Origin of the sequence: Rhizobium sp. M1, assembly GCF_002531805.1 — a bacterium.
In the GTDB taxonomy this organism is placed as follows: Bacteria; Pseudomonadota; Alphaproteobacteria; order Rhizobiales; family Rhizobiaceae; genus Rhizobium; species Rhizobium etli_C.
The window spans coordinates 189,869-212,290 of sequence record NZ_NWSW01000006.1 but is presented as its reverse complement, the minus strand read 5'-3'; the positions used below and the strand labels follow the sequence as shown (position 1 = coordinate 212,290).

Annotated in this window: 20 protein-coding genes and 2 pseudogenes; 10 read left to right on the top strand and 12 right to left on the bottom strand. The window is 61.9% G+C overall.

The features are described from left to right. Positions 1 to 197 precede the first annotated feature (197 nt). The 5 genes from CO655_RS07145 (at position 198) to CO655_RS07120 (ending at position 6,525) form a co-directional block, all read left to right on the top strand. Complete coding sequence (locus CO655_RS07145; RefSeq protein ID WP_097664209.1) at positions 198 to 1,724, top strand: sugar ABC transporter ATP-binding protein; 1,527 nt, start codon at positions 198 to 200, stop codon at positions 1,722 to 1,724. Between the two features lie 75 nt (positions 1,725 to 1,799). Next, positions 1,800 to 2,804 carry an ABC transporter permease gene (locus tag CO655_RS07140; protein WP_097603872.1) on the top strand — a complete coding sequence of 335 codons (1,005 nt, stop codon included), beginning with the start codon at positions 1,800 to 1,802 and terminating at the stop codon, positions 2,802 to 2,804. 87 nt (positions 2,805 to 2,891) lie between these two features. Next, positions 2,892 to 3,839: a substrate-binding domain-containing protein gene (locus CO655_RS07135; protein WP_097580447.1), complete on the top strand. Its 948-nt coding sequence runs from the start codon at positions 2,892 to 2,894 to the stop codon at positions 3,837 to 3,839. 247 nt (positions 3,840 to 4,086) lie between these two features. Then, positions 4,087 to 5,139 carry a sugar phosphate isomerase/epimerase gene (locus CO655_RS07130; RefSeq protein WP_097664208.1) on the top strand — a complete coding sequence of 351 codons (1,053 nt, stop codon included), beginning with the start codon at positions 4,087 to 4,089 and terminating at the stop codon, positions 5,137 to 5,139. A gap of 198 nt (positions 5,140 to 5,337) precedes the next feature. Beyond that, positions 5,338 to 6,525, top strand: a complete 1,188-nt coding sequence (locus CO655_RS07120; protein ID WP_097603873.1) for a Gfo/Idh/MocA family oxidoreductase — start codon at positions 5,338 to 5,340, stop codon at positions 6,523 to 6,525. Positions 6,526 to 6,609: 84 nt separating this feature from the next. Here CO655_RS07120 and CO655_RS07115 read toward each other — a convergent pair whose 3' ends face one another. The 6 genes from CO655_RS07115 to CO655_RS07090 form a co-directional block, all read right to left on the bottom strand. Beyond that, on the bottom strand, positions 6,610 to 7,011 hold the full coding sequence (locus CO655_RS07115; protein WP_097664207.1) for a DoxX family protein: 402 nt from the start codon (positions 7,009 to 7,011) through the stop codon (positions 6,610 to 6,612). Between the two features lie 228 nt (positions 7,012 to 7,239). Next, entirely contained in the window at positions 7,240 to 7,599 is a 360-nt protein-coding gene (locus tag CO655_RS07110; RefSeq protein WP_097664206.1) for a hypothetical protein, read from the bottom strand. Positions 7,600 to 7,742: 143 nt separating this feature from the next. After that, positions 7,743 to 8,474 carry an amino acid ABC transporter ATP-binding protein gene (locus tag CO655_RS07105; RefSeq protein WP_097664205.1) on the bottom strand — a complete coding sequence of 244 codons (732 nt, stop codon included), beginning with the start codon at positions 8,472 to 8,474 and terminating at the stop codon, positions 7,743 to 7,745. Then, positions 8,455 to 9,114, bottom strand: a complete 660-nt coding sequence (locus CO655_RS07100) for an amino acid ABC transporter permease (protein ID WP_097603877.1) — start codon at positions 9,112 to 9,114, stop codon at positions 8,455 to 8,457. The genes CO655_RS07105 and CO655_RS07100 overlap by 20 nt, the downstream gene beginning before the upstream one ends. Further along, entirely contained in the window at positions 9,111 to 9,815 is a 705-nt protein-coding gene (locus CO655_RS07095) for an amino acid ABC transporter permease (protein WP_097603878.1), read from the bottom strand. Before CO655_RS07095 ends, CO655_RS07100 begins: the two co-directional genes overlap by 4 nt. A gap of 63 nt (positions 9,816 to 9,878) precedes the next feature. Further along, on the bottom strand, positions 9,879 to 10,682 hold the full coding sequence (locus tag CO655_RS07090) for a transporter substrate-binding domain-containing protein (protein ID WP_097603879.1): 804 nt from the start codon (positions 10,680 to 10,682) through the stop codon (positions 9,879 to 9,881). Positions 10,683 to 10,934: 252 nt separating this feature from the next. Between CO655_RS07090 and CO655_RS07085 the strand changes: the two genes are divergently transcribed. Beyond that, positions 10,935 to 11,957, top strand: a complete 1,023-nt coding sequence (locus tag CO655_RS07085) for a LacI family DNA-binding transcriptional regulator (protein WP_097603880.1) — start codon at positions 10,935 to 10,937, stop codon at positions 11,955 to 11,957. A 42-nt stretch (positions 11,958 to 11,999) separates the two neighbouring features. Here the strand turns inward: CO655_RS07085 and CO655_RS07080 are convergent. Both CO655_RS07080 and CO655_RS07075 read right to left on the bottom strand, forming a co-directional pair. Further along, positions 12,000 to 12,173: pseudogene (locus CO655_RS07080) on the bottom strand (FAD-dependent oxidoreductase); the annotation flags it as partial. Positions 12,174 to 12,190: 17 nt separating this feature from the next. After that, positions 12,191 to 13,708, bottom strand: a complete 1,518-nt coding sequence (locus CO655_RS07075; protein WP_097664204.1) for an aldehyde dehydrogenase (NADP(+)) — start codon at positions 13,706 to 13,708, stop codon at positions 12,191 to 12,193. A gap of 138 nt (positions 13,709 to 13,846) precedes the next feature. Between CO655_RS07075 and CO655_RS07070 the strand changes: the two genes are divergently transcribed. After that, positions 13,847 to 14,881, top strand: a complete 1,035-nt coding sequence (locus tag CO655_RS07070; protein ID WP_097664203.1) for an Ldh family oxidoreductase — start codon at positions 13,847 to 13,849, stop codon at positions 14,879 to 14,881. Between the two features lie 73 nt (positions 14,882 to 14,954). Here CO655_RS07070 and CO655_RS07065 read toward each other — a convergent pair whose 3' ends face one another. Both CO655_RS07065 and CO655_RS07060 read right to left on the bottom strand, forming a co-directional pair. After that, a complete protein-coding gene (locus tag CO655_RS07065) occupies positions 14,955 to 15,923 on the bottom strand; it encodes a dihydrodipicolinate synthase family protein (protein WP_010030470.1) in 969 nt (322 codons plus the stop codon). Positions 15,924 to 16,035: 112 nt separating this feature from the next. Beyond that, positions 16,036 to 16,740 carry a GntR family transcriptional regulator gene (locus CO655_RS07060; protein ID WP_097664202.1) on the bottom strand — a complete coding sequence of 235 codons (705 nt, stop codon included), beginning with the start codon at positions 16,738 to 16,740 and terminating at the stop codon, positions 16,036 to 16,038. Between the two features lie 215 nt (positions 16,741 to 16,955). Between CO655_RS07060 and CO655_RS07055 the strand changes: the two are divergent. The 3 genes and pseudogenes from CO655_RS07055 to CO655_RS07045 form a co-directional block, all read left to right on the top strand. Next, positions 16,956 to 17,071, top strand: a pseudogene (locus tag CO655_RS07055) (IS481 family transposase); the annotation flags it as partial. A 110-nt stretch (positions 17,072 to 17,181) separates the two neighbouring features. Continuing rightward, positions 17,182 to 18,567, top strand: coding sequence for a GH1 family beta-glucosidase (locus CO655_RS07050; protein WP_097664201.1), 1,386 nt, complete (start codon positions 17,182 to 17,184; stop codon positions 18,565 to 18,567). Between the two features lie 114 nt (positions 18,568 to 18,681). Then, a complete protein-coding gene (locus CO655_RS07045; protein WP_097664200.1) occupies positions 18,682 to 20,895 on the top strand; it encodes an EAL domain-containing protein in 2,214 nt (737 codons plus the stop codon). A gap of 42 nt (positions 20,896 to 20,937) precedes the next feature. Here the strand turns inward: CO655_RS07045 and CO655_RS07040 are convergent, their stop codons facing one another. Continuing rightward, a complete protein-coding gene (locus tag CO655_RS07040) occupies positions 20,938 to 21,867 on the bottom strand; it encodes a rhodanese-related sulfurtransferase (RefSeq protein ID WP_097664199.1) in 930 nt (309 codons plus the stop codon). A 70-nt stretch (positions 21,868 to 21,937) separates the two neighbouring features. Then, entirely contained in the window at positions 21,938 to 22,393 is a 456-nt protein-coding gene (locus CO655_RS07035) for a VOC family protein (protein WP_097664198.1), read from the bottom strand. Between the last annotated feature and the right edge of the window lie 29 nt (positions 22,394 to 22,422).

Sequence of the window (22,422 nt, the reverse complement as noted above, 5' to 3'; positions counted from 1 at the left end):
TCTGTGTAAATCCACGATGTAAACCTTTACATGCCTGATGTAAAGGTTTACATAAGGCTCAAAGCGGTCGGGAGCCGCAAGCGCAGAGCTCTGAGGATCGAGAGCGGTTTTCAGAATGGAAATGTGCGCTAGTTCAAGGTGATGGAGCGGCGTCGGTGCGTTCTGCCGGATGCAAGGCGCTCTTGGGGGAGGGCATGATGACCGTGGAGATCGCCGACACCGCACCCGTGGTGCTGTCCGCCAGGCGCATATGCAAATCCTTCAGCGGCGTGCAGGTGCTCTTCAGCGTCAATTTCGATCTCCGTGCCGGCGAAATCCATGCGCTGATGGGTGAAAACGGCGCCGGCAAGTCCACCCTCGTCAAAGTATTGTCCGGCTTTGAACAGCCGAGCTCCGGCGAGATTCTGCTCGACGGCCAGCCCGTTATCCTGCCGCCCAATGGCGCGGCGGAAGCGCTCGGTATCGTCATCATCCACCAGGAATTCAATCTCGCCGAACATCTGACGGTGACGGAAAGCCTGTTCCTCGGGCGTGAGGTCACGCGTTTCGGTGTGCTCGACCGCAAATATATGCGCGCCGAGACACGCAAGGTTCTCGACGTGCTCGGTTCGCATGTCGATGAGAATGCGCTGATCAGCACGCTTTCCATCGCCGACAAGCAGATGGTCGAGATCGCCAAGGCGATCAGCCGCGATGCGCGCGTCGTGTTCATGGACGAGCCGACGGCCGTCTTGTCGCGGGAAGAGACAAGCATGCTCTTCAAGCAGGTGCGCAAGCTGCGCGACCAGGGCACCAGCTTCGTCTTCGTCTCCCATAAGCTCGATGAAGTGATGGAATTGACGGATCGGGTGACGGTGCTGCGCGACGGCCAGTGGATCAAGACGTCGCCGACATCAATCCTCGACGGGGAATCGATCGCGCAGCTGATGGTCGGCCGCGAGCTTTCCAGCCTCTATCCCGCCAAGGTCGAGCCCGATGTCGACGAGGAGGTCGTCCTCAGAGTTTCCTCGGTGTCGACCGGTTATATCAGGGATGCGAGCTTTGAGGTGCGCAAGGGCGAGATTATCGGCTTCTCCGGGATGATCGGCTCCGGCCGCACCGAATTGATGGAGGCGATCGCCGGATTGCGAACCCGGCTTGAGGGTGAAGTGGTCATCAAGGGGCAAAACGTTCCCTCCGGCGACGTGCATGCCGCCAATCGCTGCGGGCTTGCCTACATGACCAAGGACCGCAAGTCGAAGGGCCTGCTGCTGCGCTCCGGCATGATGGCCAATCTGACGCTGCAATCGCTCGGGCGGCATTCTCGCCATGGCTATCTCAGCCCGAGCAGCGAAGCGGCGGCGCTGGCGAAGGCCAAGCGACGCTTCGACATCAGGGTTCGTGACGGCAATATCATCGCCGGCCGCATGTCGGGCGGGAACCAGCAGAAGCTGCTGCTTGCCAAGGTCATGGAGACCGATCCCGACATCGTCATCATCGACGAGCCGACGCGCGGCATCGACGTCGGCACCAAGCAGCAGATCTATCATTTCATCTCGGCGCTTGCCCGGGACGGTCGGTCGATCATCGTCGTTTCCTCGGAGATGCCGGAGGTCATCGGTCTCTGCACGCGGGTGGCGGTGATGCGCGAAGGGCATATCGTCGGCGTGCTCGAGGGAGATGAGATCTCCGAGCAGGAGATCATGCGCTACGCCGCCGGGCTGAAAAAGAAGGCGGCCGCGTGAAGGCGGAGCGGGACTTCGGCGAAGCGGGCAATAGATAACGTACCCAGAGTCTGGGGCGGGAGGTTGGTTTTGGATATGAGTGTTAACGAAGAGACCAGGGAAATCCGGCGCAGATCCTGGCGTGACGTCGATCTGCGCGCGGTTGCACCCTTTGCCGCCCTGGCCTTGCTTCTCATCGTTGGCGCATTGGTCAATCCGAATTTCATCGGCATCACCAATCTGGCCAACGTCGCGACGCGCTGCGCCTTCATCGCCATTATCGCCGTCGGCGCAACATTCGTCATCTCGGCCGGAGACCTCGATCTTTCCGTCGGCTCGATGGTGGCCTTCGTCGCCAGTCTGATGATCCTGCTCATCAATTCGGGGGTCATTGCCGATCCGGTGCTGATGCTGACGGCTGCCGTGCTGTTCACCGTCATTGCCGGGGCTCTTTGCGGCCTCGCCAACGGCCTCATCACCACCGTCGGCAAGATCGAGCCCTTCATCGCCACGCTCGGCACCATGGGCATTTATCGCGGCCTGACGACCTGGCTGTCGCAGGGCGGCGCAATCACCTTGCGCTCGAGCGACATCCAGACGCTCTATCGTCCGGCCTATTTCGGCAATATCCTCGGTCTTCCGGTTCCGATCGTGGTGATCCTCGTCGTGACTGCGATTGCGGCCTTCATCCTGTACCGCACGCGTTACGGCCGTCATGTCGTCGCTGTCGGTTCGAACAGCGACGTCGCGCGCTATTCCGGCATTGCGGTCAATCGCGTGCGCACCATTGCCTTTGTCATCCAGGGCCTCTGCGTGGCGATCGCCGTGCTGCTCTACGTGCCGCGTCTCGGCTCCACCTCGGCAACGACCGGCATCTTGTGGGAGTTGCAGGCCATTACCGCCGTCGTCGTCGGCGGCACGGCCCTCAAGGGTGGCGCCGGCCGCGTCTGGGGCACGATCTGCGGCGCCTTCATTCTCGAACTCGTCGGCAACATCATGCTGCTTTCGAATTTCATCAGCGAATATCTGATCGGCGCGATCCAGGGTGCGATCATCATCATCGCCATGCTGGTGCAGCGGTCACTGGTGCGCAAATCGTAAGGCAAGCCGGCTTCTGGAATTGGTCGGGCTTTACAGGGCACCCGGCTCGAATTGGACAAGTCCCTGATATTTTTGGGAGGAAATAGCATGCGCAAGCTCATGTTGGGTCTGGCGGTTGCGGGGGTGGCTTTTGCCGGCGCAGCCTACGCCCAGGACAAGAACTACACGATCGGCGTATCCATTCCGGCCGCCGACCACGGGTGGACTTCCGGGGTCGTGTTCCACGCCGAGCGCGTTGCCAAGAAGCTGATGGCCGAACATCCGGGCCTGAACGTCATCGTCAAGACTTCGCCGGATGCCGCGACGCAGGCCAACGCCGTGCAGGACCTTGATACGCAGGGCATCGACGCCCTCGTCATCCTGCCATCGGATCCGGATCCGCTCGTCAACGCCATCAAGGAAGTCAAGGACAAGGGCAAGTTCGTGGCGCTGGTCGACCGCGCACCGTCCAACAACGACAACTCCGTGCGCGACCTCTATGTCGCCGGCAACAATCCGGCGCTCGGCGAAGTCGCCGGCAAGTACATTGCCGAAAAGACGCCGGAGGCTGAAGTCGTCGTCATCCGCGGCCTGCCGATCCCGATCGACCAGCAGCGCCAGGACGGCTTCGACAAGGGTATCGCCGGCTCCAAGGTCAAGGTTCTTGACCGCCAGTACGGCAACTGGAACCGCGACGACGCTTTCAAGGTGATGCAGGACTATCTGACCAAGTACCCGAAGATCGACGTCGTCTGGTGCCAGGACGACGATATGGCGGTCGGCGTTCTGCAGGCGATCGAGCAGGCCAAGCGCACCGACATCCAGTATGTCGTTGCCGGCGCCGGCTCCAAGGACATGATCAAGAAGGTCATGGACGGCGACAAGCTGATCCCGGTCGACGTTCTCTATCCGCCGGCAATGGTCGGCACGGCGATGGAGCTGACGGCCGCCGCGCTCTACGATCAGGTCCCCGTTCATGGCAACTACATCCTCGATGCGACGCTCGTCACCAAGGAGAATGCCAAGAACTTCTACTTCCCCGATTCGCCGTTCTGATCGCGATCGGAGACGTGCGCCCATTCGAAAGAATGGGCGCCTTTCTGTCTTTCCATCGGCATGCAGCCTGAAAATGCTGCACGTACCTCTTGCCCGCCAAAGCCCATCATGATTAGCTCGCAGCCATATCGCATCCGGGCTCACGCCAGATCCGCGAGCGAGGGTGAAAAGGCGCCTTGCGCCCGCAAAATTGCGTGCTACAACATTTCAGAAACGTTTACGGTCGATATTCAGGGAGGAATCTGACATGAAGACGATCAAGGGCCCCGGCCTTTTCCTTGGCCAGTTCGCGGGCGATGCCGCGCCTTTCAATTCCTGGGACGCGATCACCAAATGGGCGGCCGACATCGGTTACAAAGGCGTCCAGGTGCCGACTTGGGCGAGCCAGCTGATCGATCTGAAGAAGGCTGCGACCTCCAAGGATTATTGCGACGAATTCGCCGGCAAGGCCCGCGAAAACGGTATCGAGATCACCGAACTCTCCACCCATCTGCAGGGCCAGCTCGTTGCCGTTCACCCGGCCTATGACGAAGCCTTCGACGGGTTTGCAGCTCCGGAGGTGCGCGGCAATCCCAAGGCGCGCCAGGAATGGGCGGTCGAGCAGGTCAAGATGGCGCTGATGGCATCGAAAAACCTCGGCCTCAAGGCGCATGCGACCTTCTCAGGCGCGCTCGCCTGGCCCTTCATCTATCCCTGGCCGCAGCGTCCCGCCGGCCTGGTCGAAACAGCCTTCGACGAACTCGCCCGCCGCTGGACGCCGATCCTCAATCATGCCGACGCAAACGGCATCGACGTCTGCTACGAGATCCATCCCGGTGAAGACCTGCATGACGGCATCACTTTCGAGATGTTCCTGGAGCGCGTGAAGAACCATCCGCGCGCCAACATGCTTTACGATCCCTCGCATTATGTCCTGCAGTGCCTCGATTATCTCGACAACATCGACATCTACAAGGACCGCATCAAGATGTTCCACGTCAAGGATGCGGAGTTCAATCCGACCGGGCGCCAGGGCGTCTATGGCGGCTATCAGGGCTGGGTGGAGCGCGCCGGACGCTTCCGCTCGCTCGGCGACGGCCAGGTCGATTTCGGCGCGGTGTTCTCGAAGATGACGGCCAATAATTTCGACGGCTGGGCCGTTGTCGAATGGGAGTGCGCGCTGAAACATCCGGAGGACGGCGCCCGCGAAGGAGCCGAATTCGTCGCCGCCCATATCATCCGCGTCACCGAAAAAGCTTTCGACGATTTTGCCGGCAGCGGCACCGATCAGGCGGCGAACCGGCGGATGCTGGGGCTCTGAGACATCGGGCATGCCGGGAGGTTGCCCCTCACCCTAACCCTCTCCCCGTTCGGACGGGGAGAGGGGACTTGCCCCACGAAATGTTGGAGCGGGACGGAGACGGTGCGGCAAATCCCCTGCTCCCCGCGGGCGGGGAGAAGGTGGCGGCAGCCGGAGGAGGGGCGCATCCGCATGAGTTTAAATTCCAGGAGGACAAGAATGGCAATCGAAGCATCATCCGAACAGACCCGCGAGCCGCGCATCCGGCTCGGCATGGTGGGCGGCGGCGCCGGCGCGTTCATCGGTGCGGTGCACCGCATCGCGGCGCGCATCGACGATCAGTACGATCTTATCGCCGGGGCGCTGTCGTCGACGCCTGACAAGGCGGTACAGTCGGGCCGCGATCTCGGCCTCGATCCGTCCAGGACCTATTCCAGCTACCGCGAGATGGCGATCCGCGAGGCGAAGCTGAAGAACGGCATTGAGGCGGTGGCGATCGTCACGCCGAACCATGTGCATTACGACGCAGCCAAGGAATTCCTGAAGCGCGGCATTCACGTCATCTGCGACAAGCCGCTGACGTCGAACCTTGCCGATGCCAAGAAGCTGAAAAAGGTCGCCGACGAAAACGGCGCGCTCTTCGTGCTGACGCATAATTATACGGGTTATCCGATGGTCCGCCAGGCGCGCGAGATGATCGCCAACGGCGAACTCGGCGATATCAGAGTCGTCCAGGCCGAATATCCGCAGGACTGGCTGACCGAGGCGGTCGAGCAGACCGGCCAGAAACAGGCCGCCTGGCGCACTGATCCGGCCCAGTCCGGCGTTGGCGGCTCCACAGGCGATATCGGCACGCATGCCTATAATCTCGCCTCCTTCATCACTGGCCTGGAACTCGACAGCCTGGCCGCCGATCTCGACAGTTTCGTGCCCGGCCGGCGGCTGGACGACAATGCCCATGTCATGCTGCGCTTCAAGGCGAAGGGCTCGGAGAAGCCGGCCAAGGGCATGCTCTGGTGCAGCCAGGTTGCGCCCGGCCATGAGAACGGCCTGATGGTGCGCGTCTACGGCACGAAGGGCGGGCTGGAATGGACGCAGAAGGATCCGAATTATCTTTGGTACACGCCCTTCGGCGAGCCGAAGCGGCTGATCACCCGCGGCGGCGCCGGCGCCGGAGCGGCCGCCGGCCGCGTTACGCGCGTGCCGTCAGGGCACCCGGAAGGTTATCTCGAGGCGTTTGCGACGATCTATACGGAAGCCGCGCATGCGATCAATGCCCGCAAGAAGGGCAAGGCGGTCGACAAGGCGGTGGTCTATCCCACGGTCGACGATGGCGTGAAGGGTGTCGCCTTCGTCGAGGCCTGTGTCGCCTCGTCCAAGAAAAACGGCGCCTGGGTCAAGCTCTGAGCTTGGCGATCCGCGCCTGGAATGGCGCGGAGCCCGGGAAAATGCCGAGGCGGCCAATGGCCGCCTCGGCTTGTCCGTCATTCGTCAGGCCGCAGCGCGGTTGCGCTTCATCAGGCTATCGACGCTGAGCGGCCCGGCACCTGCCGCCACCAGATAGAGAAATACGAAGCAGAACAGGATCGCTGCGACGCCGCCATTCTGCGCGGGATAAAAGCTCTTTCCCGCATGGCCGATGAAATAGGCGAAGGCCATCAGGCCCGAAAGCACGAAGGCTGCGATGCGGGTCTGGAATCCGACCAGGACGAGGAAGCCGAGGGTGAGTTCGATCAGCCCGGCAATCCAGGAGAGCGAGCCCATCGGCGGCACGCTTGCCGCAGCCGGAAAATGCAGGATCTTCTGCGTTCCGTAGCTGAACAGCACCAGTGACGAGACGACGCGCAGCAGGCTCAGCAGATGCGGCTGCAGCAAATGGATCGAAGACAGCATCGGATTCCTTTCATGTTTGCGATGTCTTGGCTGTGTCGGTGATCGCGGGCGCGGCGGCAAGTCACGACTTCTGACGTTCACGTTATGAGAGCGGTCAGCGTCGGAGAGTCCGGCGGGTCACGGCGACAGGATGCTGCAGACGCGCCGCTTCACAGACTGCTGTAACGTTGCGGTTTTTCCACTTTGTTTTCCGGCTACACGACTGGCACGGTACCGAACGGTACGGCATCAAGAGCGGGCTACGATCTTCGTGGCCAGACCGGCCTTCGCATCATCAGGTGAGAGCGTGACGATCACGAAACGGCCGGCATCCGCCCGGCCGGCCGGATCGGCGGAGGCGCTCGTGAAGACGCCGGTCACCGTGCGGCCCTCGACCCGGAAAGTGTCGGGAGACAGGCTCCTTCCATCGACGGCTGCATCATATTCGACAGCTACCGCCGTCAGCCTGGCGCCGTCGCCGAAGACCTGCGTAATCGCCGTTGCCCGCTTCACATGTTCTGTATCCTCTTGCGCGAACGCGGGAACGTCGACCGACACAAGTGCGCCGGCACCGGCGGCCATGATCAGGAACTCTCTGCGGGAGTGCATTGAATATTCTCCTTGGATCCCAGGCCCGTTCCTCCGCGCCCGTCATCGCAGGCTTTTATCCCGCCCGCACGCCGGTTGGCGATGCCTGCCACGTAAACAGGCGTCGCCGCAACTCATGGCCGGACGACAAGGTGCAAAATCCGTTATTTGACGTCGGATTTTACGAACTGCCGCAGTTCCGGTGTCTGTGGATCGGCGAAGAGCGCTGCAGACGGTCCCTGTTCCCAGATTTTTCCCTTGTGCATGAAGATCGTCTGCGTCGCGACGCGCCGGGCAAAAGCCATTTCATGCGTCACGAGGATCATTGTCATGCCATCGCGGGCGAGCTGTTCCATCACCGTGAGCACTTCTTCGGTGAGCTCCGGATCGAGCGCCGATGTCACTTCGTCGAAGAGCATGACCTTCGGCCGCATCGCGAGCGAGCGGGCGATGGCGACGCGTTGCTGCTGGCCGCCGGAAAGCTGGTCCGGGTAGGAGTCGAACTTTTCTGACAAGCCGACGAGCTTAAGTACCTCGTGGGCAACCTCGCGGGCCTTCGCCTTCGCAACGTCCTTGACGATCCTCGGCGCCAGCATGATGTTCTCGCCCACCGTCAAATGCGGAAAGAGATTGTAGCTCTGGAAGACGATGCCGACATCGGTGCGGAGCTTGCGAAGCGCCTTTGCGTCGTGCCCGAGTGTATGGCCGGCAATTTCGATGCGGCCGGAATTGATCTTTTCCAGGCCGTTCATGCAGCGCAGAAGCGTACTTTTGCCCGAGCCCGAACGGCCGATCAGCGCAAAGACTTCCCCGCGGCCGACCGTCAGAGATACTCCCTTGAGGACTTCGAGAGCACCAAAGCTCTTGTGGACGTTTTCAACGACTACTTCCGGCATGAAGCCTCCTTTCCAGCAAGCGCGAGAGCTGGGACAATGGATAACAGACGACGAAATAAAGCGCGGCGACCACGAGGAAGACGCGGAATGGCTGGAACGTCGCGTTGTTGATGAGCTGCCCGGCGCGGGCAAGCTCGACGAAGCCGATGATCGAGGCGATCGAGGTATTCTTCACCACCTGGACGGCAAAACCGACTGTCGGCGGCAAGGAGATGCGCATGGCCTGCGGCAGGATCACATAGCGGTATTGCTGCAATCTGGTCATGGCGAGGGATTCCGAAGCCTCCCATTGCGGCTTCGGCACCGCCTGGATGCAGCCCCGCCAGATTTCCGCAAGATAGCCGGAGGCGTAAATCGTCATAGACGCTCCTGCCGCGAAGAGGGGCGGCAGTTCCAAGCCGGCGAGGCTGAGACCGTAATAAGAGAGGAACAGTATCATCAGCACCGGAATGCCCTGGATGATCTGGATGTAGGTGGCTGCCGCAATTCGCACGGGTTTTGGCTGTGCCGTCCGGGCCAGCGCAACGGCAAAGCCCAGCAGACCGCCGCCGATCAGCGCGATAACCGTCAGCAGGAGCGTCCATTGCAGCGATAGAAGAAGAAAGCCGAACTGATCGGCACCAAAGGTCGTGAGGGTCATGCCTGCACCTCCGGAAGCGCCGTCATCGCTCGCCGGGCGACACGACGGCCGAAAAGCCACATGCCGATCAAGGCGAGGGCGGCGCGTAGTGCCAGCGCCAGGGCAAGATAGATCAGCGTGACCGCAATATAGATTTCGAAGGACCGGTAGGTCTGCGATTCGATGAAGGCAGCCGAGGCGGCGAGTTCCTGGGTCGAGATGGCTGAGCAAATGCTGGAGGCCAGCATCATCAGCACGAATTGGCTGCACAGTGCCGGATAGACCTTGGCGATCGCCGGCACGATGATGACATGGCGATAGATTTGGAAGCGCGTAAGCCCCAAGGCCTCGCCGGCCTCGATCTGCGACTTGTGGACTGCCTCGATGCCGGCCCGAATGATCTCCGTCGAATAGGCGGCAAGGTTGATTGTCATGCCGATCAGCGCAGCCGTATCGGCGCCGACGCGCAGGCCGAGGCCCGGCAGGCCGAAATAAACGATGAACAGCTGGACCAAGAAGGGCGTATTGCGGATGATCTCGACATAGGCATCGACGAGAAGGCGGACCACACCGCCCCAGATGGAGCGTACCGAGGCAAGCGCGATGCCGGCAGCGCAGCCGAGAATGATCGACAGCACCGACAGTTTGATCGTCAGCCAGATACCGCTGAAGATCTGCTCCTGGTATTGGGCCAGCACGCCGAACTGAAATGTGTAGGACATGAGGACTCCGTGGTTATGGGAAATCCGCCGGAGCATTGGCCGGCGGATCCTCGAGAACTGCGGTCAGAACGTCGGCAGCGTCGGCATCGGCCGGCCGGTCCACTTGGTCGCAATCTTGTCGAGATCGCCGGAGATCTTCATCAGGTAGATAGCGGTGTTGAGCCATTGGCGCAGCTCGAAATCGTCCAGCTTGGTGGCCATCGAGTTTCCCTGCTGGAAGAAAGTGAAGCCGACCTGCAGGCCGGCATCCGGGCGCTGCTTGATTATCGCATCGCCAACCGTCGAGGGCAGCGCGACGGCATCAACCTGGCCGGCGATCAGCGCCTGCGCGCTTGTGGAATCATCTTCGTAAACAACGATTTCCAGACCTGGGATCGCAGCCTTGCGGAGCGCTGTTTCCTGCGACGAACCCCGGTTGGCGGCAACGCGCTTGCCTTCGAGATCGGCAAGCTTGGCAAATTTCTGGTCGGGACCGGAAATAATGTCCATGTTGAAGGCGCTGTAGGGTTGTGTGAACATCACGGTCTTGGCGCGCTCTCCCGTCGGCGCCAGGGTGGCGACGAGGAAGTCGACCTTACCGGTCTGCAAGGCAGGAATGCGGGCCGGCGGCGTTAACGGCACAAGCTCGACCGGCAGCGACAGATAGCCCCCGATCAGGTTCGCGACGTCGACATCGTAGCCGGTGGGGTTGCCCTTTTCATCGACCATTCCCATGGGCGGCGCGCCGGTCAGGACGCCGATACGGACGGTGCCGCGCGAGATGATATCGTTCAGCGTGACGGCATGCGCCTCGACAGCAGACGCCAAGCCGGCCGCGACGATCCCGATCGCGGCGAGTGCGGTTCGGATGCTATTTGAAAACTTCATTGACCTTCCTCCTCTGGATGATTTCAAACGGTCAAGCTTTCGCTCGCTTCTGCTTCGAAGCCTTGCGAACCCCTGTGCCGTACCTCCCATCGCCAGCATAAGAGCCTTCCATTGCGCCGACCGGGCGGCTTTCGGAAGGACTTGAGATTGCATGCTGCCAGCTTTAAGGTTATCGCTAACCTTGCGCAAAGTTATCGATAACATAATGCTGCGTCAAGCGAATTCATAAGTATCGAAGAGCGGGAGAAAATCGTGGCTTCAGAGCGCCCCAAGACCGTCACCCTAGCTGAAGTGGCCGCCAAGGCGGGGGTGAGCAAAATGACTGTCTCGAAGGTGTTGCGGGAGGTAGGCAACATTTCGGAGGAAACACGGCAGAGGGTGAGGCAGGCGGCGCACGAGCTTGGATACCTGCCCAACAGCCTCGCCGGTACACTGAGTTCACGCAGAAGCCGGATCGTGGCGGTCATCATCCCCTCGATCAGCGACATCGTCTATGCGGAAGTCCTCAGCGGGGTCAACGCCATACTCAGGCCAAGGGGGTTCCAGACATTCATCGGAGAGTCGCAATTTGATCCCTCCGTCGAAGCGGACCTGATCCGGGCAATGCTGTCGTTCCAGCCGGCCGGGCTGTTGCTGAACGGCGGCATGGCAAGGAGTGTTGATGCGGAAGCGCTTCTGGCGCGACGGAATTGCCCGGCGATCCAGCTTTGGGATTGCGACAGGCATGCGCTGGATTTCAGTGCCGGTCCATCGCATGAGAACGCGGGGCGCCTGGTTGCCAAACATTTCCTCGATCGCGGCCTGAGGCGTATCGCCTATGTAGGCGCCGAACTCGACAAGGACCTCAGCGCCCGCCGGCGTCATCTCGCGTTGAAATCATCGCTTGCGGCCGCCGGCATCGATCTCGTCAGCGTGACCTGCGAAGACAGGCCGCGGCAAGCAGCCACCGGACGCTTCCTGACGGAGCAACTCATGCGGATGCATCCTGAAATCGATGGCATCCATTTCCTCAACGACGCTATGGCGCTGGGCGGGCTTTCCTATCTGCATCAAGCCGGGCTTCCGGTGCCCGAGCGGATTTCCGCGGTCGGCTTCAACGGCACATCGCTCGCCAATGCGGTCCGAACGCGGCTCACCACGATCGATGTGCCCCGCACGGAAATCGGAGAGAAGGCCGCACAGGCGCTGTTGCAGATGACGGAGGCAGAGCCCATGCCGGATTTTTGGCAAGCCCGGCTCGAACTCGTACAGGGCAATACGACCCTCGCCATATAGGCACCCATTGCCGTTTGGCGGCTAGCGTGGATGCGGCCGGTATATGTCGGTAAAGGCGAAAGCGCCGGCGTTGCCTGCAGAAGCGCCCGCCGCCGGCGCTTCCCGTTCGAGCACGATGACCCGAAGGCCTCGAGACTGTGCGGCGATCGCGGCCGAAAGGCCGATGATACCGGCGCCGATTACGACGGTGCTGTGTTCAATCTCAGCCTCGACCATGTTTTAGAGCCCTGAGTTTAGTCGAGGAGTTCGTCAGGCAACAGGCCTTCAGGCATGTTCTGATAGGAAACCGGTCGCAGGAAGCGGCGGATCGACATCGTGCCGACGCTCGTGGCGCCGAAGTTCGTCGAGGCCGGGTAGGGGCCGCCATGCACCATGGAGTCCACCACCTCCACGCCCGTCGGAAAGCCGTTGACGAGCAGGCGCCCGGCCTTGCGTTCAAGGATGGGGCGCAGGCGCCTGGCATCGGCAAGGTCGCCGGCATCCATATGGATGGTCGCGGTGAGCTGGCCCTCGAAGTTGCGGGCCAGGGTTTCCATCTCGCTGACCGAGCCGACGCGCACAACGAGGCCGAGCGGGCCGAAGACTTCTTCCGACAGCGCATGGTCGGCGAGGAATTGCTCACCGGAGATCTCGAAGAGGTTCGGCAGCGCATTGCGGCCGCTGGATTCGGTCGTCAGCAGCGGCTTTACCGTGTTGCGGCTCTCAAAGCGCGCCTGGCCGTTCTGATAGGCCTTCGCGATGCCGTCGGTCAGCATGGTCTGCGGACCGACCTTGCCGAGTGCTTCCACGGCAGCGGCGGTGAAGCGGTCGGCGTCGGCGCCGTCCGTGATGACGGCAATGCCCGGATTGGTGCAGAACTGGCCGGCGCCCATGGTGAGCGAGCCCGCCCAGCCCTGGCCGAGGCCTTCGGCGCGGGCCTTCATGGCTTCGGGCAGCAGGAACATCGGATTGACCGAGCCGAGTTCACCGAAGAAGGGGATCGGTTCCGCACGCGCGGCGCAAAGGTTGAAGAGGGCGCGGCCGCCGGCGAGCGACCCGGTGAAGCCGACGGCCTTGATCAGCGGATGCTGCACCAGCGCCTCGCCGACCTGGCGGTTGCCGCCTTGGATGAGGGCGAAGACGCCCGGATGCACGCCGGTTTTGCCGATCGCGGCCTCGATGGCGTCGGCAATGATCTCACCCGTGCCCGGATGGGCGGAGTGACCCTTCACCACGACGGGGCAGCCGGCCGCAAGCGCAGCTGCCGTGTCGCCGCCTGCCGTCGAAAAGGCGAGGGGAAAGTTCGAGGCGCCGAACACGGCGACCGGGCCGATCGGCCGCTGGACCAGTCGGATTTCTGGGCGCGGCAGCGGCTGGCGGTCGGGGAGGGCGGCGTCAAAGCGGCGGTCGAGATAGTCGCCTTTCTCGATATGGTCGGCGAAGAGGCGAAGCTGACCGGTCGTGCGGCCGCGCTCGCCCTCCAGGCGCGCGACCGGCAGGCCGGTCTCCTGCGTGCCGATTTCGGTGATGGCGTCCCGACGGGCCTCTATCTCGTCGGCGATGGCGCGCAGGAACGCGGCGCGGGTCGCACGGGAGGAATAGCCGTAGCTGAGGAAGGCTTCTTCCGCGGCTTCCGCGGCGCGGTTTACAAGCGCTACCGTGCCAACAGCGAAGGCATGTGCCGGGCCTATGGCGGGCGCCGAGGTGAAGGTGCCGTCACCTTGCAACCATGCACCGGCGACCAGATGTTTACCCTTGGGAGTGAAAGCCATTCGACGTACCCTTTCTCGCGGAACTGGAGTGCCCTGCCAAACTGCCAATGGGCGAACTGCTAAAGTTGAAATCTTGCATACTATATGTATGCAGAGTAAATCAACCTTCGATGAAACTGCGGCGAGGAGAAACGCAGCATGACGAACACCACCCTGACGATTGCCGACCTGCATGGCCGTGTCGACGCCATCTTTCGCAAGGCCGGCCTCAATGCCGTGCAGGCCGGGGCGCTTGCCCGCGTCATCGTCGCCGGTGAGCGCGACGCCTGCAAATCGCACGGCATCTACCGCATCGAGGGCGCGCTGCGCACCGTCAAATCAGGCAAGGTGAAGCCGGACGCGATGCCGGAACTGGACCTCAACGACGGGTCGGCCATCGTCAAGGTCAATGCCAATGGCGGCTTTGCCAATGCGGCCTTCGAGCTCGGCGTGCCGGCGCTGGCCGAACGCACACGCAAACTCGGCATTGCCGCCCTCGTCATCAACGATTGCAGCCACTTCTCCGCGCTTTGGCCGGAGGTGGAGGCGGTGACCAAAGAGGGCCTTGCCGGCCTCGTCATGTGCCCGAGTTATGCGACCGTCGCGCCCGCTGGCGGAAACAAGCCGCTGCTCGGCACGAACCCCTTCGCCTTCGGCTGGCCGCGCAAGGACACGTCGCCATACGTTTTCGACTTTGCGACCTCCGTCGCCGCCCGCGGAGAAATCGAGCTGCACCGCCGCGCCGGCAAGCAGCTTCCCGAGGGCTGGGCGATCGATGCCGACGGCAATCCGACGACTGATCCGGAAGCCGCCCTTGCCGGCGCCATGCTGCCCTTCGGCGGACACAAGGGATCGGCCATCGGCACGATGATCGAACTGCTCGCCGGCATCATGATCGGTGATCTCACGAGCCCCGAGGTGCTCGACTATCTCGGCACGACGACACTTGCCCCCTTCCACGGCGAACTCATCATCGCGATGTCGCCGCAAGCCTTCGCCGCCGGCCGCCCCGGCGATCCCTTCGCCCGCGCCGAGGTACTTTTCGAGGCGATCGTCGGCAGCGGCGCCCGCCTGCCTTCGCAGCGCCGTTTCGTCGCCCGCCAGAAATCCGAGACGGAAGGTGTCGTACTGACGGCCGCCGAGTTGGAGCTGCTTGACCGTCTTTTCGAAAAAGGTCTCGAAGCGGTCTCGTGACGACGTCGTCTTTTGCACCGGTTTACAAACAAAAGGCCCTCCGCGAGGAGGGCCTTCAGCTTAGATCGATGGATTATGCAGCGGCTTTATACTTTTGCACGGCGCCCGGCAGCTTGCTCCACTCGGCGTACCAGGTGTCAAACAGCTTCAGCTGGGCTTCGACATAGCCGCGCTGGCTTTCGGAAAGCACGTCTGTCTCGTTGAAGTGCAGTGTGTATTCCTGGTCGCCCTTCAGCACCATCATGTGCTTGAAGTAGAGAACCAGGTCCGGGCCCTCGTCGAAGGAGGAGAGCACCGCAAGCGCCGATTCCAGTTCCAGCGCGCGCTGGCGGGCATCCGGATCGCCGGCAGCCGCAGCCTCGGCGAGCTTGCACATGTGGATGACTTCCTTCGGCAGCACGCAGCCGATGCCGGTGATCGCGCCGACAGCGCCGCAGTTGACGAAGCCGTGGAAGACGCAGGTGTCGACGCCGATCATCAGCGAAACGTCATCGTCGCGGCTGGTGATGTTTTCGGCCGCATAGCGCATGTCGGCCGCGCCGCCGAATTCCTTGAAGCCGACGAGGTTCTTGTGATCCTGGCGCAGCGCGAAGAACAGGTCGGCGCGGGTGGCAAAGCCGTAATAGGGGCTGTTGTAGATGACGGCCGGCAGGTTCGGAGCGGCCGAAAGGATCGCTTTGAAGTGGTTCTTCTGGGCGGCGACGACCGTGCCCCGCGACAGGACGCGCGGGATCACCATCAGACCCTGGGCGCCCACCTTCTGGGCATGCGCAGCATGCGCGACAGCCGAAGCGGTGTTGACGGCGCCCGTGCCGACGATGACCGGAATGCCGGCGTTGACCAGTCGCTCAACGCCCTGCATGCGCTGTTCGTCCGTCAGCAGCGGCCAGTCACCCATCGAGCCGCAATAGACGACGGCGGACATGCCCTTTTCGATCAGTTCCTTGCCCTTGCGCACCAGCGCGTCGAAGTCTGGCGTGCGGTCGTCCCTGCAGGGCGTCATCAGGGCGGGAATGACGCCGGAAAAAATTTTTGCCTTCATGTCGATCTCCTTCAGCGGCTCGGCGAGAAGGCCGACCAGCAGAGGTCGCCAACCCGTTCGATGATGGAGATAACATCTTGTGTTCTATTTGTCGACAAGAAAAATACAAGACCTATAGCGCTATGTCGAGCTTGCCATTGCGGCTGAAAAGCTTCTGCACCTGGGCGACAATCTGTTCGGCGTGAATTTTGCCCAGACGATCGGCCTTCTCGACATCCCGGGCCTCGATCGCGGCAATTATCTCCGCATGTTCATCGACGAACTGCTGGGGAAAATGTTCGTCGTAGGACTGGTAGTAAAGGCGGAGAATGCGCCGGCCTTCATCGAGCAGCCGTCGAAAAAGCCCGGTGAAATAAGGGTTGCGTCCGGCCTCGGCGATGGCGGCGTGGAAGGCGGCGTTGGTCGCGATCATCGCCAGCGTGTCGCGCGCATCGATCGCCGCCGAATATTCCTCATGGAAGCGACGGATAGAGGGCAGGTCCTCAAGGCGATGGTTCTGCGCTGCCAAGCGCGTCGTTACCCGATACATGAGAACGAGGGCGTCGAAGAACGTGCTGAGATTGAGAAAATCGATGTTCGACACCATGGTCGAGCGGTTCGGCAACGTTTCTATCAGCCCGTCACCGACCAGGCGGACCAGCGCCTCGCGGATCGGTGTGCGCGACATCTTGAACCGCTCCGCCAACTGCACCTCATCGATGGGGCTGCCGGGGGCGAGCTTCAGGTCGAGTATCTCATCGCGCAGCAGGTCGTAGACCATTTTCACGCCGGAGCCACGTTTGCGTTCCGGGAGAGAGCTAGGGTCAATATTGGACATAAAAACTCCTCTTGTCGACACGACAAATACAATGAGTTTCGAGCTGCTTCAAATCCTTAAGTTCGTTGAGAATGATCGCCACCCGCAGAGCGAATGGGAAGCAGCTTGATCGGCGGCTACGCCCGGCACGAAGCGATTGAAGTTGTCGTGGTCGCTAGATGTTTGATCCCAGGCTTTGATGGGGCATCCTTGTCTTCCGAATCAAAGGATGCGTTATAGGCCAGGTTTTTCATGGGAGCGCCACGACGACGGAGGCAGTCCGGCGAGCGATACAACATAGTCAAGAGAGCCTGAGGACGCTTTCGAAGCGCACGGCATCAATCAGAAGACCGCCGGGAGGCTCCGCTGTGCCGCTGATCAAAGAAGCGATCGCCAATGGGCGACATGTATTAAGTCCGAGCCGAAACGATTCATTCACACGCTGAGAGACGGGAGTTACAGATGATCGATGCGAAGACGCTTGCAGACCGCTTTCCCGGCGATTTCACCTTTGGCGTCGCCACCGCCGCCTTCCAGATCGAGGGTGCGAGCAAGGCCGACGGCCGCAAGCCGTCCATCTGGGACGCTTTCTGCAACATGCCCGGGCGCGTCCACAATCGCGATAATGGCGATGTTGCCTGCGATCACTATAACCGGCTGGAGCAGGACCTCGATCTCATCAAGGAGATGGGCGTCGAGGCCTATCGCTTCTCGATCGCATGGCCGCGCATCATTCCCGACGGCACGGGTCCGGTGAATGAGGCCGGCCTCGATTTCTACGATCGGCTCGTCGACGGCTGCAAGGCGCGCGGGATCAAGACCTTCGCGACGCTCTACCATTGGGATCTGCCGCTGCTGCTTGCCGGTGACGGCGGCTGGACGGCGCGTTCGACCGCCTACGCCTATCAGCGCTATGCCAAGACGGTGATGAGCCGGCTTGGCGATCGTCTCGACGCCGTCGCGACCTTCAACGAACCCTGGTGCATCGTCTGGCTTAGCCACCTCTACGGCATCCATGCGCCGGGCGAGCGCAACATGCAGGCCGCCCTTCACGCCATGCACACCATGAACCTCGCCCACGGCCTCGGCGTCGAAGCGATCCGTTCGGAGGCCCCGAACGTGCCCGTCGGGCTTGTGCTGAACGCCGTCTCGATCATCCCGGGCTCCGCTAGGCCGGCCGATCTTGCTGCCGCCGAGCGCGCGCATCAGTTCCACAACGGCGCCTTCTTCGATCCGGTCTTCAAGGGCGAATATCCAAAGGCATTCGTCGAGGCGCTCGGTGACCGCATGCCCGTCGTCGAGGACGGCGACCTGAAGCTCATCAGCCAGAAGCTCGATTGGTGGGGTCTGAATTATTACACGCCCGAGCGCGTCGCCGACGATGCCGACCGCAAGGGCGATTTTCCCTGGACCGTGAAAGCGCCGCCGGCAAGCGACGTCAAGACCGACATCGGTTGGGAAATCTATGCGCCGGGCCTGAAGCTCCTGGTCGAGGACCTTTATCGCCGCTACGAGCTGCCGGAGTGCTACATCACGGAGAACGGTGCCTGCGACAATACCGATGTCGCCGATGGCGAGGTCGACGACACGATGCGCCTCGACTATCTCGGCGACCATCTCGACGTTGTGGCCGATCTCATCAAGGACGGCTATCCCATGCGCGGCTATTTCGCCTGGAGCCTGATGGACAATTTCGAATGGGCGGAAGGCTACCGCATGCGCTTCGGTCTCGTCCATGTCGATTACGAAACGCAGCTGCGCACGGTGAAGAAGAGCGGCAGATGGTATCGCGACCTCGCGGGGCAATTTCCGAAAGGAAACCACAGGCCGGGTCAGCGGTCTGTCTAAGCGCGAATTCTACCGGCGGCGGGCAAAAAAATAGACCGACAAAATCTGCAACAGGCGGTTGCTTAAACGTTTCTGAACCCTTGGCTGGCAAAGTCCGATGGTCAGGGAGCGGTAATGCAGATACTCGGAAGGTTGCAGGGTAAGGGATCGGGAATAGGCCGTCACATCACCGTCACGGCTGTCCTCTTCTCCTTTGCTTTCATCGTTGCGGTTGCCACCATCATGGTGCTGACGGCAATCGAACGCGTGGCTGAAAATGCCAATGTCCTTGATGACGCGCGCTCGCGTGAAACGACGATCGGCGCGTTGAAGACCTTCGAGGATCAGCTCGGTGCGACGCTCGACGATTATGCCGCCTGGGACGATGCCGCCGCCAACGTCTATGCAGCCGATGGAATGGCGTGGACGGTCAGCAACTACGGCGAGATGTCGGTCAATAGCTCGCTTTTCGATATGGCGATCGTCATCGATGACGCGAAGAAGTCGATCATAGCCTATCGCGACGGCAAGCCGATGGAGGAGCCGCTCGCAGATTTCTTCGCGCCGTCTCTCTGGAAGCTGCTCGACACGGTGAAGGCGGCCGGCCCGGCCGATAGGCCTCAGGCCGTTAGTTTCGTTCGCACCAAACGGGGGATTGCCGCTGCCGGCGTGGCGCTGGTGCGGCAAAAATCCGGGGCACTCGATGTGCCGGCCGGTCAACATCGCTATCTTATTTTCGCCCGGCATCTCGATGACGACAGGGTGAGCGCGCTCGGTCAGACCTATGTCATCGGCGGCCTGCGGCTGGCGCCACCGACCTTCGAAGCCGAGTATCTCGTGCCTATCGTCGATCCGATGGGGGCAACGCTCGGCAAGCTCGTCTGGACCTCGCGCGCACCGGGGAATATCGCCTATGCGCAGGTGCGCCCGATGGTCATCGAGGCTCTCGGTCTGGTCGGCTTGTTTTTCGTGGTGCTGCTGGCCATCGGCTGGCTCGCCGGCCGCCGCCTGAAGGCGGAGGAGAACAGCGCCCGCGAGGAGGCGCTGCGCGACAGGCTGAGCGGGCTCTCCAATCGCGACGGTCTCGGGCTGGCCGTCGACCGTTTCGTCGCCGAAGCCCGCCAGAGCAAGCGCAATGTGCTCCTCCTCTATCTCGACCTCGACGGTTTCAAGGAAGTCAATGACAGCTATGGACACGGCACCGGCGACCAGTTGATCCGCGCGGTCGCGGCCGGGCTCAAGGTGTTGATCCCGCAAGGCGCGGTTCTCGCCCGCATCGGCGGCGATGAATTTGCGATCGCCTTTCTCTCCGACGGCGAGAATGCCGCCGCGCTGCAGCTTTCCGAGCAGATCCTCGATTTTCTGGTCGATCCGCTGGAGATCGGTCGCCGCGTCGTCGTCGTCGGCGCCAGCATCGGCATCGCCATGTCGCCTGCCGGCGCAATCGACCGCGAAGAGCTGGTGCGCCGCTCCGATCTTGCCATGTATAAGGCCAAGGAGGCCGGTCGCGCACGCATGACGCTCTACGATCCGTCGATGGATGCGGACCGCGAGCAGCGCAATGCGCTGGAGCTCGATCTCAGAATCGCCATCGAAAGCGGCGACCTGACGCTTGCCTATCAGCCACTGGTCGATGCAGCCACGCAGGCGCTGACCGGCGTCGAGGCGCTGGTGCGCTGGAACCGTCCGGGCCACGGCCCTGTTTCGCCCGAGGTATTCATTCCGATCGCCGAGACCAGCGGCCTCATCGAATCGCTCGGCCTGTTTGTGCTGCGCAAAGCCTGCGAGACGGCCAAGCAATGGCCGGAACTCAATGTCTCGGTCAACGTCTCGCCCGGACAGTTCCGTAATCCCGCCTTCACCGACTATGTGCGCTACGTGTTGAAACAGACGGAGATCGAGGCCAGCCGCATCACGCTGGAGATCACCGAAGGTTACATGATCCAGAATCCGCAGCGGACCCGCCAGTCGATCGAACGGCTGAAGGGGCTGGGGGTCAAAGTGGCGCTCGACGACTTCGGTTCCGGCTTCTCCTCGATCGGTTATCTCAGGCAGTTCGGCTTCGACCGCATCAAGATCGACCGCTCGCTGGTCATGGGCGTCAACGAGGACAAACGCCAGCGCGAAATGCTGCAGGCGACGGTGGCGCTTGCCCGCTCGCTCGATATTCCGGTGACGGCCGAAGGCATCGAGACCGAGGGGCAGGCAGTCGCCATGCGCCTGTTCGGCTGCGACTGTCTGCAAGGTTATCTGTTCGGAAAGCCGATGGTGGCCGAGCGAATTACCGACATGCTCAACGAGCTGCGCGCCGCGGAGCCATCGGCCCAGCGCCGTCTCGGCGCGGCCTGACGACGACATTTGCGGATAGCAAGCCCGTCCAACGGCAACGGGTCAGCTGCCGATATGCCGCTGGCCGCGTTTTTTTGCCAGCGCGATCTGATGCTGCCGCTGACGGTAGCGCAGCCGGTCTTCCTCCGTGCGCGTGTGATAGCAGTGGCTGCAGGAAACGCCTTCTTCGTAGAGCGGCGAGGTGATTTCCTCTGAAGTGATCGGGTTGCGGCAGGCGTGGCACAGCCGGTGCTCACCTTCTTTCAGGCCGTGTTCGACGGACACACGCTCATCGAAGACGAAGCAGGCGCCGTCCCAGAGGCTTTCCTCCGGCGGCACGTCCTCCAGATATTTCAGGATGCCGCCCTTCAGATGGTAGACCTCGTCGAAGCCCTCAGCCTTCATGAAGGCCGTGGCCTTCTCGCAGCGTATGCCGCCGGTGCAGTACATGGCGATCTTCGGCTTGTTGTGCAGGCCGGTATTCTGACGCACCCAATCCGGAAATTCGCGGAACGTCTTCGTCTTCGGGTCGAGTGCGCCGCGAAAGGTGCCGATCGCCGTCTCGTAATCGTTGCGGGTATCGATGACGATCGTATCGGGATCGGAAATCAGCGCGTTCCAGTCCTGAGGCGCCACATAGGTGCCGACCACCTTGTTGGGGTCGATGTCTTCGACGCCCATGGTGACGATTTCCTTTTTCAGCTTCACCTTCAGGCGCAGGAAAGGCATCTTCGACGCGCGGCTTTCCTTGTGCTCCAGGCTCGAAAATTCCGGCTGGGCATGCAGGAAGGCGAGCACGGCGCCAATGCCGGCATCCGGTCCCGCGATCGTCCCGTTGATGCCCTCATGCGCCAGAAGCAGCGTTCCCTTGACGCCGTTCTCTTCGCAAAGCGTCTGCAGCGGCGCTTGCAGGCTGGCAAAGCGCGGTACGGAAACGAAATGGTAGAGCGCCGCTACGAGGAACGGGCCGGGGTGTGTCAGGCTGTCGGTCATGCGCGGGAAATACAGAAAATCGGCGGCTCGCGCAATTGCCTTCGCCGGTAGCGGCTTTGACGATTACCGATTATGCTTTCGCCTTCCATTCCGAAAACGGCCGCACGCCGAAGCTTCGGTCGGGAGTGTCGTCGAGAATGCTGATGAACTCGATCGAGTGCCCATCCGGATCCTTGAAATAGATCGACAGGGCCGGCATCCAGCCGAGAACCACCGGCTCCGCCGCCGGTTCGCCGGTGAAGCCGAGAGGTTCGACACCCTTTGCCTTGAGAGCGGCGAGCGCCTGCAGCACGCCTTCGACAGTCATGCGGAAGGCAATGTGCAGCCGCATCCTCAGGGGTCCGGTTCCGGTTTCCCAAAGGCCGAGCATGCCGGTCTTCCTGTCGTCCACCCAGAGGAAAGCGACTTTGCGCTCCTCGAATGACGCCGCCGGTTCGAGCCCGACGACATCCCGGTAGAAATCCGTGGACGTGTTGAGGTCGGCAACGGTCAGATGGGTCTCGTAGAGCCCGAGCAGCTTTGGCATTGCAGCATTTACGGCAAATCATTTTTTCC